Genomic DNA, 13,872 nt, shown 5'->3' on the forward strand with positions numbered 1-13,872 from the left:
TCTCGGGACGTTCTTCGTGGGACACCGCACCGTCCTTGCTGGGTACTGACGACTGATCACCCCGCCTACGACGACGGGCAGATGGCCCGTCCGCGCGGCGTCTCCCGATTCTCCTCCCGGTGACCGGGCCGGACGGGCTGTTGCCAGGGATCGTCAACACCGGCCTGTGTTGCACGGTGGATCGTCAACGCGTTCCCGCTGCCGCAACACCCGGCGGCCGGGCCAGGGTGGGCGGAGCGGGTCGGCACGGTGTTGGCCCCGGAAGTCGTGGAGGACCCCCGTGAACCGTACGGCTGTAGTTCTGCTCGCCACCGCTGTCGTGGTGCTGTTCGCCCTGCTGGTCGCCGCCGGGGCGGGGATGCTGGCCCGGCTGGACGGCGCGGGTTACCCGGCGGCGGTCGTGCTGGCCGGGGCGGCGTTCGCCGGGACGCTGACGCTCGCGGCGGTGCTGACGGCCTGTCTGGTCGCGCTGCTCCGCGGGTGAGTGCCGGGGCGGTGGGCCTGCTCGGCCGTACGGGTGGTGTCCGGCGTGGCCAGCGGGGGTGGGGCGGCGTTGGGAGCGCAGACTCACGGGGTGACCAAGACTTCTGGTGGTTCGTCGGCGCCCTCCGGGGGCGGCAAGCGGAGTGAGATCGCGGGGATCCCGACGCGGGTGATCGCGATCGGTGTGCTCGTGGTGCTCGCGGTCTGGTTCCTGCTGGCGAATCTGGACAAGGTGAAGATCCAGTTCTGGGTGTTCACCGTGACCGCGCCGCTGTGGATCGCGTTGCTGGCCACGCTGCTGGCGGGCGGGGCGCTGGGGTGGCTGCTGAAGGGCCGTCGGAGCAAGTGACCGTGGCGGCCGGTTTCACCCCGTTGATCGAACTCAGCGGGGTCAACAAGCACTTCGGTGAACTGCACGTGCTCCGGGACATCGATCTGACGGTCGGCCGGGGCGAGGTGGTGGTGGTGATCGGCCCGTCCGGGTCGGGAAAGTCCACGCTGTGCCGGGCGATCAACCGGCTGGAGCAGATCGAGACCGGCCGGATCACCATCGACGGTGTGCCGCTGCCCGAGGAGGGCAAGGGGCTGGCCCAGTTGCGGGCCGAGGTCGGGATGGTGTTCCAGTCGTTCAACCTGTTCGCGCACAAGACGGTGCTGCAGAACCTGATGCTGGCTCAGCTGAAGGTGCGTAAGCGGGGGAAGGCCGCGGCGGAGGCCAAGTCGCACCAGCTGCTCGAGCGGGTCGGCCTGGAGGCGCACGCGGCCAAGTACCCGGCCCAGCTCTCCGGCGGGCAGCAGCAGCGGGTGGCGATCGCCCGGGCGCTGGCGATGGACCCGAAGGCGCTGCTGTTCGACGAGCCGACCTCGGCGCTCGACCCGGAGATGATCAACGAGGTGCTGGACGTGATGCGCGGGCTCGCCCAGGAGGGGATGACCATGGTGGTGGTCACCCACGAGATGGGCTTCGCCCGCTCCGCCGCCAACCGGGTGGTGTTCATGGCGGACGGTCAGATCCTGGAGGACCGGGTGCCGGAGGACTTCTTCGGGCACCCGGAGACCGACCGGGCCAAGGACTTCCTGTCGAAGATCCTGAAGCACTGAGGTGGCGTCATGAAGCGTCCGGTCGTCACCGTCGTGCTGCTGCTCGCGCTGGCCGCCTGCGGCAAGCCGGGCACGCCGCCGCCGAAGGGCCCGCAGCCCGGCGCCCTGCCCAGCTACCAGGTCCGCAGCGGCGACGCCGTCCAGGGCTCGCCGACCCTGTCGGCGGCCCGCGGCCGGGGGCACCTGGTGGTCGGGGCCAAGGAGGATCAGCCGTACCTGGGGCAGAAGAACCCGGCGGACGGCACGTACTCGGGCTTCGACATCGAGATCGCCAAGATGGTCGGCGCCGACCTCGGCTTCGCGCCCGGGCAGATCCAGTTCCGCACCATCGCCTCGGCCAACCGCGAGACCGCCCTGCAGAACGGGCAGGTGGACTACTACGTCGGCACCTACACCATCAACGACAACCGCAAGAAGCTGGTCGGCTTCGCCGGTCCGTACTACATCGCGGGGCAGAGCCTGCTGATCCGGGTCCAGGAGAAGGACATCAACGGGCCGCAGGACCTGGCAGGAAAGACGGTCTGCTCGGCCGCCGGCTCCACCCCGTACCAGCGGATCCAGCGCGAGTACCCGAAGGCCGACCTGGTCGGCTACGACACCTACTCGGCCTGCGTGGACAACCTGATCACGGCCCAGGTGGACGCGGTGACCACCGACGACACGATCCTGATGGGCTACGCGGCCAAGGCGCCGGACGAGCTGAAGCTCACCGGGCAGCCGTTCTCCAAGGAGCCGTACGGGATCGGGACGCCGCGCAGCGACACGGTGCTGCGCAACGCGATCAACGACGCGCTGCTGCACCACGAGCAGAACGGTGACTGGAAGGCCGCCTACGACGCCACCCTCGGCCTGTCCGGGGTGCCCGCGCCGGCCCCGCCGCCGATCGACCGGTACTGAGAGAGGAGGCCGCGTGAAGGTCCTGACCGACAACTTCTCCACCTTCTGGGACGGATTCCTCGGCACGCTGGAGCTGACCGCGGTGAGCGCCGTGCTCGCGCTGCTGCTCGGGGTGCTGATGGCGGGCTTCCGGGTCTCCCCGGTGAAGCCGCTGCGCACGGTGGGCACGGCCTGGGTGACGGTGCTCCGGAACACCCCGCTGACCCTGCTGTTCTTCGCGGTGCTGCTCGGGCTGCCGAGGTTCGGCATCTCGCTGCCGTTCTTCACCTTCGCGGTGATCGCGCTCGGCTGCTACACCTCGGCCTTCGTCTGCGAGGTGCTCCGCTCGGGCATCAACACGGTGCCGGTGGGGCAGGGCGAGGCGGCCCGGAGCCTGGGCATGACGTTCGGTCAGACGCTGAACCTGGTGGTGCTGCCGCAGGCGTTCCGTTCGGTGGTGGCGCCGATGGGCAGTGTGATGATCGCGCTGGCGAAGAACACCGCGATCGCGGGTTCGTTCAGCGTGGTGGAACTGCTCGGCACCTACCGGACGCTGAACGAGCTGGGCTACAGCATCCTGTGGACCTTCGTCTGGATCGCGGTCGGCTACCTGGTGATCACGCTGGCCATCAGCGCGGTCTTCAACCTGATGGAACGACGACTGGCGGTGTCCCGGTGAGCAGCTCCGCGCTGTACGACGTCCCGGGGCCGAAGGCGGCCGCCCGGCACCTGCTGTACGGGATCCTCAGCACGGTGGCGCTGCTGGCGGTGGTCGGCTGGGTGGTCTGGAAGCTGTTCGACACCGACCAGTTCACCTACCAGAAGTGGATGCCGTTCGAGTACCAGGGCGTCCAGGAGCTGCTGCTGCGCGGCCTCGGCAACACGCTGAAGGCGTTCGCACTGACCGCGCTGCTCGCGCTGCCGTTCGGGGCGCTGTTCGCGGCCGGGCGGCTCTCCGACCACCGGGTGGTGCGCTGGTTCGCCACCCTGGTGGTGGAGTTCTTCCGGGCCATGCCGCTACTGGTGATGATCTTCTTCATCTTCGTCGCGATGCAGGTGCAGCCGTTCTGGGCACTGGTCGCCGGGCTGACGCTGTACAACGGCTCGGTGCTGGCCGAGGTGTTCCGGGCGGGCGTGCTGGCGGTGCCCAAGGGGCAGCGCGAGGCGGCCTTCGCGCTCGGCCTGCGGAAGACCCAGGTGATGGCGTACGTGCTGGTGCCGCAGGCCAACCGGGCGATGCTGCCGAGCATCATCAGCCAGCTGGTGGTGGCGCTCAAGGACACCTCGCTGGGCTTCCTGATCACCTACGAGGAGTTCCTGCACGCGGGCAAGCTGATCGCCACCAACCTCGACTACGACCTGCCGTTCATCCCGGTGGTGATGGTGATCGCGCCGGTCTACATCGGGATGTGTCTGCTGCTCTCCTGGCTGGCCCGCTGGGTCGAGCAGCGCGGCCGGCGCAGCCCGAAGGTCAAGGGCGGGGCGCCGATCGCCAAGGCCGGGGTGTCGATGGGGTTGCCGCCCGAGGCGCAGTAGCACTCCCGGGTCCGCTGGTGATCCATTCGGTTCGGCGAACTCCCGGACCCGGACCCCAAGTTCTGCTTATCATTCGGGGGTGTTTGACTCCCGGCACATCAGAACCTTCCACGAGGTGGTCAGCACCGGCTCGTACTCGGCGGCGGCCCGGGCGCTCGGCTACACCCAGCCCGCGATCACCCAGCAGATGAAGGCGCTCGAACGCGTCGTCGGCGTACCGCTGTTCACCCGGGCCGGCCGCGGGCTGCGGCTGACCGAGGCGGGCGAGGCGCTGGCCCGGCACGCCGAGGTGATCCTCGGCGACCTGCGGGCCGCTCAGCAGCAGCTCGGCGCGCTGGCCCGGCTGCGGGCCGGCCGGGTCCGGGTGTGCGCCTTCCCGAGCGCCAACGCGACGCTGATCCCGGCGGCGATGGCCCGGCTGCTGGCCGAGCACCCCGGCGTCCGGGTGGAGCTGCTGGAGGCCGAACCGCCCGAGTCCGTCCAGCGGTTGCTGCGGGGCGAGTGCGACATCGCGCTGGCCTTCCACTACCCGGGCGCACCGGCCGAGGTGCCGCCCGAGCTGGTCGAGACGCCGCTGATGGAGGATCAGCTGACCGTGCTGCTGCCGGTCGGCCACCCGATGGCCCGGCGGCACGCCGTCCGGCTGACCGACCTGACCGAGGAGCGCTGGATCGCCGGCTGCCCGCGCTGCCGGGCCAACCTGCTCCAGGTCTGCGCTGCCCAGGGCTTCGCCCCCGATGTGGTGTTCACCACCGACGACAACCTGGCCGTGCAGAGCCTGGTCGCCGCCGGGGTCGGGATCGCCCTGATGCCCGCCCTGGTGCTCTCCTTCATGTGCCACCGCAAGGTCACCGGGCGGCTGGCCGAACCGCACGTTCGCCGCAAGGTCTCCGCGTACGTGCTGCGCGAGCACCTGCGGATACCGGCCACCACGCTGGTGCTGAACGAGCTCAAGGCGGCGGCGGCCGCGCGGGTGGGCTGCTGACCCTGCATCACCTATAAGCGGGAGCCGACGGAGGGCCAAGGAACTGTCGTTGGACGGTGCTCCGTGGACGGCCGGACGATCCTGGCATGACAACCTCCGCCGCGTTACCCAGGGTTGACCGTACCGAGCGGGCGGACGCGCTGGTCGCCGAGCTGCGCCTGGCCGTCGGCCGGGGCCTGCCGCCCGACCTCACCGCCCACCTGGCCGCCGAGTGCCTGCTGCCGCACCTCGGGGCGCCGGACCTGCTCACCGGGGCGCAGCTGACCGGTGACGCCGCGCAGTACCGCCAGCACCTGCTGCACGCCGAGCCGGACGGCAGCTTCTCGCTGGTCGCGCTGGTCTGGCTGCCCGGCCAGCACACCAGCGTGCACGACCACCTGTCCTGGTGCGCCACCGGCGTCCACCTGGGCGAGGAGACCGAACGCCGCTACCGGCTGGTCCCGGACGGCCCGACCGCCCGGCTGGTGGCCACCGGCGACGTGGTCAACCCGAGCGGTACGGTCTGCGGCTTCGCCCCGCCCGGGGACATCCACCGGGTCCGGAACAGTGGCACCGGCACCGCCGTCTCGCTGCACGTCTACGGCGCCGACCTGGCCCGGCTCGGCAGCAGCATCCGCCGGGTCTACCAACTGCCCACCGAGGGCTGACCGGTGGCGATCCCGCTGCGGGCCGTGCCGCACCCGGTCCCGCCGGCCGGGCTGCGCCGGAACGGGCCCGGGCTGGCCCTCGCGGCGACCGGGGTGGCCACCGCCTGGTGCCTGCACCGGCTGCTGCCGGCCGTGCCGATGCTGACCCTGGCCGTGCTGCTCGGGGTGACGGCGGGTCAGCTGCCCGGACTGAGGGTCTTGGTGACCGGCCCGGCGAAGGCCGGACTGGCCCTGGCCGCACGGCGGTTGATGCGGGCCGGGATCGTGCTGCTCGGGCTCAGGCTCGGCCTGCGGGACGTGCTCGGGCTCGGCTGGGCGACCGTGCTGATGGTGCTGGCGGTGGTGGCCGCGACCTTCTTCGGCACCTGCTGGCTGGGCCGCCGGCTCGGACTGCCCGGCGACCAGCCGCTGCTGATCGCCACCGGGTACTCGATCTGCGGCGCCTCGGCGATCGGCGCGGTCGGCCAGGCCACCGGCAGCGACGAGGAGGACATCGCCACCTCGTGCGCGCTGGTCACCCTCTGCGGCACCCTCGCGATCGCCGTACTCCCGCTGCTGCAGGGCCCGTTGGGCCTGGACGCGGGCGAGTTCGGCCGCTGGGTGGGGGCCGGGGTGCACGACGTCGGGCAGGTGGTGGCCACCGCGCAGACCGCAGGGCCGGTGGCGCTGCGGGAAGCGGTGCTGGTCAAGCTGCTCCGGGTGGCCATGCTGGCACCGCTGGTGGCGGGTGTCGCGGTGGCGGTGGCCCGGCGCCCCGGGCGAGCGGCCGGGACGGCGCGGCCGCCGCTGCTGCCGCTGTTCGTGCTGGGCTTCCTGGCGATGGTGGTGCTGAACAGCACCGGGGCCGTGCCGTCCGTGGTCCTCGGCTGGGCCGGCCACGCGCAGGAACTGCTGCTGGCGGCCGCCCTGTTCGCGCTCGGCAGCGCGGTCAGGCTCGGCGCGCTGGCCCGGACCGGCGGCCGGGTGGCGCTGCTCGGGCTGGCGTCCTGGGTACTGATCGCCGGGGCGGCGTACGGGGGAGTGCTGCTGACCGGCTGACCCCGGCGCGTCAGGGTTGCGTAACACTCCGGTCAGCACTCGTAGTTGGGGACCTGCGGCGGGCATCCTCGGTGCTGACGGAGGGGGACGGGGATGGAGTTCAGCAAGCGGGGGCGGCTCTACCGAAGAGTGGCCAAACTGGTCGCGGTGCTGCTGGTGGGCGGCTCGGGGCTGGCGTACTGGCTGTACCGGAGCGGACCGACCGAGGGCGGGCAGATCGCCCTGGGCCTGCCCCTGCTCGGCGGCCTGGTCTGGGCGGTGGCCGAATTCCGGGAAGCCGGGCGGCCGTTCCGGCTGCGGATCGACGAACTGGGCATCACGTTGCACGACCGGGTACTGCCCTGGCAGCAGATCGCCGCGATCGGCCTGGAGTATCCGGAGGAGATCCGCGACAGCGACACCGGCGCGGAGACCTACCCCCACCCGCTGCTGATCTGCTGGCCGGTGAAGGCGGCCGGGGCGGGGCTCAAGGAGGCTCACGACCGCGACGGGATGCCCGGCTACGAGCTGCTGCGCTGCGCCGACATGACCGAGGGCATACCGGAGTTGAGCGCGGCCCTGGTCCGCTACGCGGGCGCCAGGTTCATCACCGCACCGGGCTCGGTCGGACCGGTCGTGCCGCAGGACCGCCCGGCCGGTCCGGAGCACTGGTACGAGTACCTGGCCACCGACGACTCGGCCGCCCGGCTGCTGGGCGCCCTGCTGCTCGCCGCCGGCTGCGGGGCGTTCGGCACCGCGGTGGTCCTAGGGATGCTCGACGTGGATCCGTTCCCCGACCTGGTGCGGACGGTCCCGGTCCCTCTCATGCTGCTGGTCTTCCCGACCCCGTACGTGGCACTGATCGCGCTCGGTCGGGCCCGCAGGCACCTGCGGAACTGGCGTCGCCCGCTCCGGGTCCGGGTCGGTACGCCGGGGCTGACCTACCGTCGGCGAGGTGCTCCCGAACACCGGCTGGACTGGGCCGAGATCTCGGTGGTCCGGCTCGGCCCCCGCCCCGACCTGCCGGACGGCGCCCCCTGGCTGATCGTCTGGGCGGTCCCCGGCACCCGGCTGGGCAGCTCCGGCGACTTCCGCGAGGACGGCCTCTGGGGCCGCGCCCTGACCCCGGCCGCCGCCCTCCCGGACGGCCCGGTCCCACTGGCGGAGGCGCTCCGGCAGTACAGCGGCGGGCGCTTCCGCTGAGCTAGAGTCAGGTCGCGTACGACCACCGACCAGAAGGACCCTGCGATGACCGTGCTCCCCGACCGGGACGGATTCGACGCCCCCGTCACACTCGACCGGCGCGAGGGCCCGTACGGTGAGGTGGCGTTGCGGCGGCGCGGCGAGCACTACGAGATCATCGCGAACGGCTGCTTCCTGATGGACACCGCCGACGGCCGGTCCGAACGGCTGCTGATCCAGGCGGCGTTGGACGAGCTGACGGTGCGGCGGCCCGCGGTGCTGATCGGCGGCCTCGGGGTCGGTTTCTCGCTCGCGTACGCGGCGGCGGAGCCGCGCTGGGGGCGGATCGCGGTGGCCGAGCGGGAGGACGCGATCATCGACTGGCACCGGACCGGACCGTTGGCCGCGTTCTCCGAACGGGCCCTGGACGACCCCCGGGTGACGGTGCTGCACGGTGACCTGGTGGCCTATCTGGCCGCCGAGGGCGAGCGGTTCGACGCGCTCTGCCTCGACATCGACAACGGCCCGGACTGGACGGTCACCGCGGAGAACTCCGGCCTGTACGGTCCGGCGGGGCTGGCCGCCGCGCAGCGTCGGCTCAACCCCGGTGGGGTGCTGGCGGTGTGGAGCGCGCAGCCGTCCGCAGGCTTCGAGGAAGCGCTGCGGACGGCCGGGTTCGTGGACGTGCGCACCGAGGAGATCCCGGTGCTGCGCGGCGTGCCCGATGTGGTGCACCTGGCACGCCGCGCCTGACGTTATCTCAGGCCGCTGTCCACGGCGGTCATCAGTTCGCCGTTGGCGGTGTCACCGTCGAAGGACCAGAGCATCGCGCCCGCCAGGCCCTGGGCCTTGATCCAGGCGGTCTTGCGGAGGATCTCGGTCGGGTCGTCGTAGGTGTAGAGGACCGAGCCGTTGTAGATGTAGGCGTGGCCCGCCACCGGGTCGCGGTAGATGGTGTAACCACCGCTCGCGGCCATGGTCTTGAGCTTGTGGTAGTCCTCGTACCCGTTCTCGTAGGTGCCCGGGGCCGGGCCGGTCGAGGTCTGGTAGAGACCGTTGGTGGTGCCGCGCGGCACCCCGGTCCAGCCGCGGCCGTAGAACGGGATGCCGAGGGTCAGCTTGCTCTTCGGCGCGCCCTTGGTCAGGTAGGCGTTGATCGCGATCTCGGAGCTGAACTGCCGGTCCGGGGTGCTCGGGTCGGCCGCCGCCAGCTTGATCGAGGACTGCTGGTTGGTCTGGGTCTCCCAGGCGCCGTGGTAGTCGTAGCCCTGGATGGTGGCGAAGTCGAAGGCGCCGAACAGGCCGGGCACGTCGATGCCGAGGTCGATCTTGGCCGGGTCGGCCGGCAGGAAGGCGCTCAGGGTGTACTTCTTGCCGGTGGTGGCGGTCAGCGCGTCCAGCTGGCGGCGGAACTCCTGGGCCAGCAGCGTGTAGTTGGCCTTGTCGGCGGGCCGGATGACGTTACCGAGGTGACCCTCGGAGTTCGGCCACTCCCAGTCGAGGTCGATGCCCTCGAAGATGCCCGCCGCCGAGCCCGCGCCACCGCGGCCGTCGATCACCGGCAGGTTGCCCTTGATGTACATGTCGATGCAGGAGCTGACCAGCGCCTTGCGCGAGGCGTCGGTGAGCGAGGCGTCCGAGAACCACTTGCTGTAGGACCAACCGCCCAGCGAGATCTGCATCTTGAGGTTCGGGTACTTGGCCTTGAGCTGCTTCAGCTGGTTGAAGTTGCCGGCCAGCTTCTGGTCCCAGGTGTCGGTGGTGCCGGCCACCGAGTTGCCCGCGTCCCAGCCCTTGCCGAAGTCCGCCCAGGCGTCACCGGCACCGTCGCCGGCGTTCGGGTCGGAGTCGTTCCCGGCCGCCTTGTTGGTGATGAAGCACTGCTTGCTGCTCGGGTTGATGTTGGCGAAGGCGTAGTTGAGGTGGGTCAGCTTCGCCGCCGTGCCCGAGGTGTCCAGCTGCTTCACGCTGTAGCCGCGTGCGTAGATGCTCCACTGGGTGAAGTAGCCGATCTTCAGCGTGTTCGGGTTGACCACCTCCTTGGTGGTCCTGGTGCTCACCGGGCTGGAGGCGACCGAGCTGTTGCCCGCCGCGTCGCGCGCCTTCACGGTGAAGGTGTAGTCGGTCTCCGGGGTCAGGCCCGAGACCACCGCGCTGGTGCCCGTGGTCACCGTGGTGGCCAGCGTCGCGCCGTTGTAGACGTCGTACGCGGTCACCTTGACGTTGTCGGTGCTGGCAGCCCAACTGAGCGCCACCGAACGGGAGTCGGGGGTGGCCACCGGGGTGCCCGGCTTGGTCGGCGGCTGGGTGTCCGGCTGCGGCGGGGGCACCACGACCTGGACCGGCCCGGCCGGCGCCGAGCGGTTGCCCGCGGCGTCGAACGCCACCACGGTGATGTTGTACGTGCCCGCCGCCAGACCGGAGATGGTGCTGCCAGTGCCGGACACGGTGGCCAGCTTGGTGCTGCCGTTGAACACGTCGTAGCCGGTGACCGCGACGTTGTCCGTGCTGGCGGTCCAGGAGGCGGTGATCGAGCCGTCGCCCGGCACGGCCTGCAGGTTGCCCGGGACGGTCGGGGCGACCTGGTCGCCGCCGCCCGCACACGGGTTGCCGTTCAACTTGCAGTTGAGCAGCGGCGCGTAGGCGCCCGAGTAGGCGATGTTGAAGCCGACGTTGTACGAGGCGCCCGGTGCCAGCGAGCCGGACCAGCTCGGGTTCTTCACCGTCACGTGCGCGGCGGCGGTGGTGTAGGTGGCGTTCCAGAGCGAGGCCACCGTGTTGTTCGCGGGCAGGTCGAACTCGAGTGTCCAGCCGTTCATCGCGGTGGTCTCGTTGTTCTTGATGGTGTAGCTGCCCTCGTAACCGGAGCCCCAGTCACTGCCCTTGGCGAAGGTGGCGGTGGAGGCGGCGGCCTGGGCGATGCCGCCCGGGAGGGCGACCGCGATCAGCGGGGCGATCAGCGCTCCCGCGGCGAGCAGGGGCAGGCTGAACCGACGTCTGCGCATGGATGAGCTCCTGTCCAGGGAGCGTCCGGCCGTCCGGCCGGCGTGCTCCCTACCTGTGGGGAGGTGGCGGTGCCAGGTGCAAAGGTGCTGCGCGCTCCGGCTGTTGACGTGCTGGGGGCAGCGCGGAGCGGGGCCGCCGGGCCGTCGGGTTGCCGCGGAGATCCTGTGACAGGAGCGTAGGGACGTCGGTGGGTACTGGCAATAGGTCTGGACCAGCAGGGCCGTGGACCTGACACTGATGCGTCAGATCCACGGCCCTTGGTACGCCGGTGCGTCGGGCTGACCCGCCGTCAGCCGAACGGGTTGTACGCCGGCGCCTCGGGCTCGGCCGGCGGTGCCGGAGCGGCGGCGACGGGAGCCGGGGCGAGCGAGGCGAACGGGTTGAAGTCCGGCGGCGGGATGTTGACCTTCACGCCCTTGCGGGGCGCCGGGGCGTCCTCCTCCTCGGCGGCGGCCGCCGGGGCGGGGGGAGCGAAGGGGTTGAAGTCCGGCGGCGGGATGTTCACCTTCACGCCCTTGCCGGGCGCCGGGGCGTCCGCTGCGGGCGGTGCGGCCGGCGGCGGGGTCGGTGCGACGACCCGGGCGGGGGCGGCGGGCTGAGCCGACGTCACGGTGCCGAACGGGTCGGCTGCCTGCTGGGTGGTCACGGTGCCGAACGGGTCGGCGGCGGCCGGGGCCTGGGCGACCGGCTGCGGGGCCGCGGTGGCCGGGCGGGCGGGCGGCGGGGCCGGTGCGGCGAAGGGGTTGAAGTCCGGCGGCGGCACGTTCACCTTGACGCCCTTGCGGGGGGTGCCCTCGGCAGCCGGCGCCTCGGCCTGGGCCGGGACCTCGGCGGGCCGCGGCGGGGCGAACGGGTTGAAGTCGGCCGGGGGCACCCGGACCGGCGTACCCTTCGGGCGCTCCTGCGCCGCCGGGGCGGCGACGGCCGGGGCAGGGGCAGCGACGGCCGGGGCCTGGGCGGGCACGGTCGGCGGCATGGCCGGGACCGGGGGAACGGCGACGGGCGGCACCGGCGCGGCCTGCTGGACCGCCTGCTGGACCGGCGGCTGCGGGGCCAACGGGGCCTGAGCGACCGGCTGTTGGGCGACCGGCTGCTGGGCCGGGAGCTGCGGCAGGGCCGCCCGGGTGCCGTCCCAGCCGAGCTGGATGCTCGCCAGGATCTCGGCGAAGGTGGCCGCGTACAGGTCCCAGTCGTCCGCCTGGGCGGTGCCGAGCTGGACGGTCAGCACCGAGACGCCGTCCGGCAGCGGCAGGAAAGCCTGCAGCACCGAGACCACGGTGTTGTCCGCGGCGTCGGGCTCGGTGACCGACTGGCCGACCGGCAGCAGCAGCGGCGGCACCGGGGCGATCCGGCTCTCCACCAGCACGGCGGTCGGTCCGGCCGGGACCAGCACCGTCCAGACCTCGGCCTGCGGGCGGGCGTCGGCGAGCTCGGCGGACAGTTCGGAGATCTGCCGCGGGTGCGGGGCCAGCGAGACCACCAGGGAGGCCCGGCTCGGCCGGCCGTCCACCCGGAGGGCGGCGATCCCGGCGAAGACCACGCCGGCGGCGGCCGCCGGCTGCGCCAGCAGACCGGTCAGCACCGACCAGTCCTGCCGCTGCGACCCGCGCGCACCGGAGTACAACTCCTCGGCCACCTCGGCGAGATGACCCGCCCGGGCCTGCCGGTCACCGCGGACGGTGAGCGGGTGGAAGAGCGACGGCACCACCAGGCGGACCTCGACGCCCGCCCCGGTGGCCAGCTCCTCCGGCACGGCGACCGGCCGTTCGGCGGCGAACCGGGCCACGGCGGCGGGGAACTCCGGCCGCATCCAGCCCTCCGCCGCCTCCGGCCGGACCGGCACGGCGACCTGCTCCGGGGAGACGGCCTCGGCCGGCAGGCCGTAGACGTCCCTGCCCCCGTAGCGGGCGAACAGCTCGGCCGTCGGCGCCTCGGCGTCGGCGGCGGTCCGCGCGGTGCTCGCCTCGACCACCGTGCCGAGCCCACGGACCGTCAGCAGGCCCGGCCCGGCAGGGCTGAGCCGGAGCCCGAACAGGGCGTCGGCGGAGGGGTGGGCGGCGCGGTCGAAGGCCGTCAGCGAGGCGGCCGGGTAGTGCGTGGCGTCGGCCCCCAACAGGGCGTCAGCCAGTACGTCGATCGTGGCGCCGATCCGTTCCGCGCCCGCGAAACCGTCCTGTGTCATGCCGCTGAGCCCCCCTCGTTCTCAGGTGGATAATTCCGTCCACTTTCTATCAGAACCCGGCGTCGGAGTGAGGGTCAGGTCACCCCTCGGCCAGCACCGCCACCGCGTCGGCCAGGCCGGGAACGCCGAGCAGGCCCGCGAGTTGCCGGATCAGCCGGCCGGTCGGTCCGTCGGCGCTCTCGGCGGTCAGGAAACCGGCCAACTCGAGGGCCAGCGCGGGCTCGCGGGCCGCGCACACGGCCAGCGCGGCGACGAACTCCTGGACCAGCTGGAGCTGGAGCTCCTCCAGCGGGACCTCCGGCGTGGCCAGCCAGTCCAGCGAGGTGATCTCGGCGTTGGCGATCCAGGCCCGGACCGTCCGGCGCAGCCCCGGGCTGGGCTCGGCCACCGCCAGGTGCCGGAGGATCTGCTCGGCGGCGGCCCGCCGCACCTCGTCGATCACCGCGTTGCCGGCCGGCCCGGCCGTCACCGAACCGCCGCGCAGCAGCGCCGCGAAGCCGGGGCCGTGACTGCGGACGAAGTCCAGGTAACGCCCCATCACCCGGAGCAGCCGCTCCGAGAGCGGACCCTCGTGCGGTTCCTCGAACCGCCCTGCCAGCTCCTGGCCGGCCCGGCGCAGCGCCTCCTCGTAGATGGCCTGCTTGCCGGGGAAGTAGTGGTAGACGAGCGGTCGGGAGGCCCCGGCGGCAGCGGCGATGTCGTCGATCGACACGTCCTCCGGCGCGGCCCGGCTGAACAGGTCGAGCGCCACGGCGATCAGCTGCTCCCGGCGCTCGTCCACGCTGAGCCTACGCCGGGGCGCACGCTCGGGGCGGTCCGCCACCGGCGGTGTACGGGAAACCATGAGCGCCACCCTA

The 13,872-nt window shown here is 72.4% G+C and carries 14 protein-coding genes; 11 read left to right on the plus strand and 3 right to left on the minus strand.

Features of this window, described 5'->3' with window-relative positions; genetic code table 11:
- Positions 1-280 precede the first annotated feature (280 nt).
- The 11 genes from F4556_RS30635 (at position 281) to F4556_RS30685 (ending at position 8,580) form a co-directional block, all read left to right on the plus strand.
- The gene (locus F4556_RS30635; RefSeq protein WP_184921826.1) at positions 281-484 is read left to right on the plus strand and encodes a hypothetical protein; all 204 of its coding nucleotides are present in this window, start codon (positions 281-283) and stop codon (positions 482-484) included.
- Between the two features lie 90 nt (positions 485-574).
- A complete protein-coding gene (locus F4556_RS30640) occupies positions 575-832 on the plus strand; it encodes a LapA family protein (protein ID WP_184921828.1) in 258 nt (85 codons plus the stop codon).
- 2 nt (positions 833-834) lie between these two features.
- Entirely contained in the window at positions 835-1,584 is a 750-nt protein-coding gene (locus F4556_RS30645) for an amino acid ABC transporter ATP-binding protein (RefSeq protein ID WP_313068887.1), read from the plus strand.
- A 9-nt stretch (positions 1,585-1,593) separates the two neighbouring features.
- Positions 1,594-2,481 (plus strand): glutamate ABC transporter substrate-binding protein, encoded by an 888-nt coding sequence (locus F4556_RS30650; protein WP_184921830.1) that lies wholly within the window; start codon positions 1,594-1,596, stop codon positions 2,479-2,481.
- A gap of 13 nt (positions 2,482-2,494) precedes the next feature.
- Positions 2,495-3,139 (plus strand): amino acid ABC transporter permease, encoded by a 645-nt coding sequence (locus F4556_RS30655; RefSeq protein ID WP_184921832.1) that lies wholly within the window; start codon positions 2,495-2,497, stop codon positions 3,137-3,139.
- Positions 3,136-3,996 carry an amino acid ABC transporter permease gene (locus tag F4556_RS30660; RefSeq protein ID WP_184921834.1) on the plus strand — a complete coding sequence of 287 codons (861 nt, stop codon included), beginning with the start codon at positions 3,136-3,138 and terminating at the stop codon, positions 3,994-3,996. The genes F4556_RS30655 and F4556_RS30660 overlap by 4 nt, the downstream gene beginning before the upstream one ends.
- Before the next feature lie 79 nt (positions 3,997-4,075).
- Positions 4,076-4,981: a LysR family transcriptional regulator gene (locus F4556_RS30665; protein WP_184921836.1), complete on the plus strand. Its 906-nt coding sequence runs from the start codon at positions 4,076-4,078 to the stop codon at positions 4,979-4,981.
- Between the two features lie 86 nt (positions 4,982-5,067).
- A complete protein-coding gene (locus F4556_RS30670; RefSeq protein WP_184921838.1) occupies positions 5,068-5,628 on the plus strand; it encodes a cysteine dioxygenase family protein in 561 nt (186 codons plus the stop codon).
- 9 nt (positions 5,629-5,637) lie between these two features.
- The gene (locus tag F4556_RS30675; protein WP_313069278.1) at positions 5,638-6,666 is read left to right on the plus strand and encodes a YeiH family protein; all 1,029 of its coding nucleotides are present in this window, start codon (positions 5,638-5,640) and stop codon (positions 6,664-6,666) included.
- A gap of 93 nt (positions 6,667-6,759) precedes the next feature.
- The gene (locus F4556_RS30680) at positions 6,760-7,848 is read left to right on the plus strand and encodes a hypothetical protein (protein WP_184921842.1); all 1,089 of its coding nucleotides are present in this window, start codon (positions 6,760-6,762) and stop codon (positions 7,846-7,848) included.
- Positions 7,849-7,893: 45 nt separating this feature from the next.
- Complete coding sequence (locus F4556_RS30685; RefSeq protein ID WP_184921844.1) at positions 7,894-8,580, plus strand: spermidine synthase family protein; 687 nt, start codon at positions 7,894-7,896, stop codon at positions 8,578-8,580.
- 2 nt (positions 8,581-8,582) lie between these two features.
- On the opposite strand, the gene F4556_RS30690 is transcribed toward F4556_RS30685, so the two are convergent.
- The 3 genes from F4556_RS30690 to F4556_RS30700 form a co-directional block, all read right to left on the minus strand.
- Positions 8,583-10,832, minus strand: coding sequence for a glycoside hydrolase family 18 chitinase (locus F4556_RS30690; RefSeq protein WP_184921845.1), 2,250 nt, complete (start codon positions 10,830-10,832; stop codon positions 8,583-8,585).
- 290 nt (positions 10,833-11,122) lie between these two features.
- Positions 11,123-13,015 carry a hypothetical protein gene (locus F4556_RS30695; RefSeq protein ID WP_184921847.1) on the minus strand — a complete coding sequence of 631 codons (1,893 nt, stop codon included), beginning with the start codon at positions 13,013-13,015 and terminating at the stop codon, positions 11,123-11,125.
- A 79-nt stretch (positions 13,016-13,094) separates the two neighbouring features.
- The gene (locus F4556_RS30700; protein WP_184921849.1) at positions 13,095-13,859 is read right to left on the minus strand and encodes a TetR/AcrR family transcriptional regulator; all 765 of its coding nucleotides are present in this window, start codon (positions 13,857-13,859) and stop codon (positions 13,095-13,097) included.
- Positions 13,860-13,872 lie beyond the last annotated feature (13 nt).

This window comes from Kitasatospora gansuensis (assembly GCF_014203705.1).
Taxonomy (GTDB): Bacteria; Actinomycetota; Actinomycetes; order Streptomycetales; family Streptomycetaceae; genus Kitasatospora; species Kitasatospora gansuensis.

Coding starts and splice junctions, on each gene's coding strand:
- F4556_RS30650 (WP_184921830.1), top strand. CDS start 1,594: ATGAAGCGTCCGGTCGTCACCGTCGTGCTGCTGCTCGCGCTGGCCGCC.
- F4556_RS30670 (WP_184921838.1), top strand. CDS start 5,068: ATGACAACCTCCGCCGCGTTACCCAGGGTTGACCGTACCGAGCGGGCG.
- F4556_RS30680 (WP_184921842.1), top strand. CDS start 6,760: ATGGAGTTCAGCAAGCGGGGGCGGCTCTACCGAAGAGTGGCCAAACTG.
- F4556_RS30685 (WP_184921844.1), top strand. CDS start 7,894: ATGACCGTGCTCCCCGACCGGGACGGATTCGACGCCCCCGTCACACTC.
- F4556_RS30690 (WP_184921845.1), bottom strand. CDS start 10,832: ATGCGCAGACGTCGGTTCAGCCTGCCCCTGCTCGCCGCGGGAGCGCTG.
- F4556_RS30695 (WP_184921847.1), bottom strand. CDS start 13,015: ATGACACAGGACGGTTTCGCGGGCGCGGAACGGATCGGCGCCACGATC.
- F4556_RS30700 (WP_184921849.1), bottom strand. CDS start 13,859: ATGGTTTCCCGTACACCGCCGGTGGCGGACCGCCCCGAGCGTGCGCCC.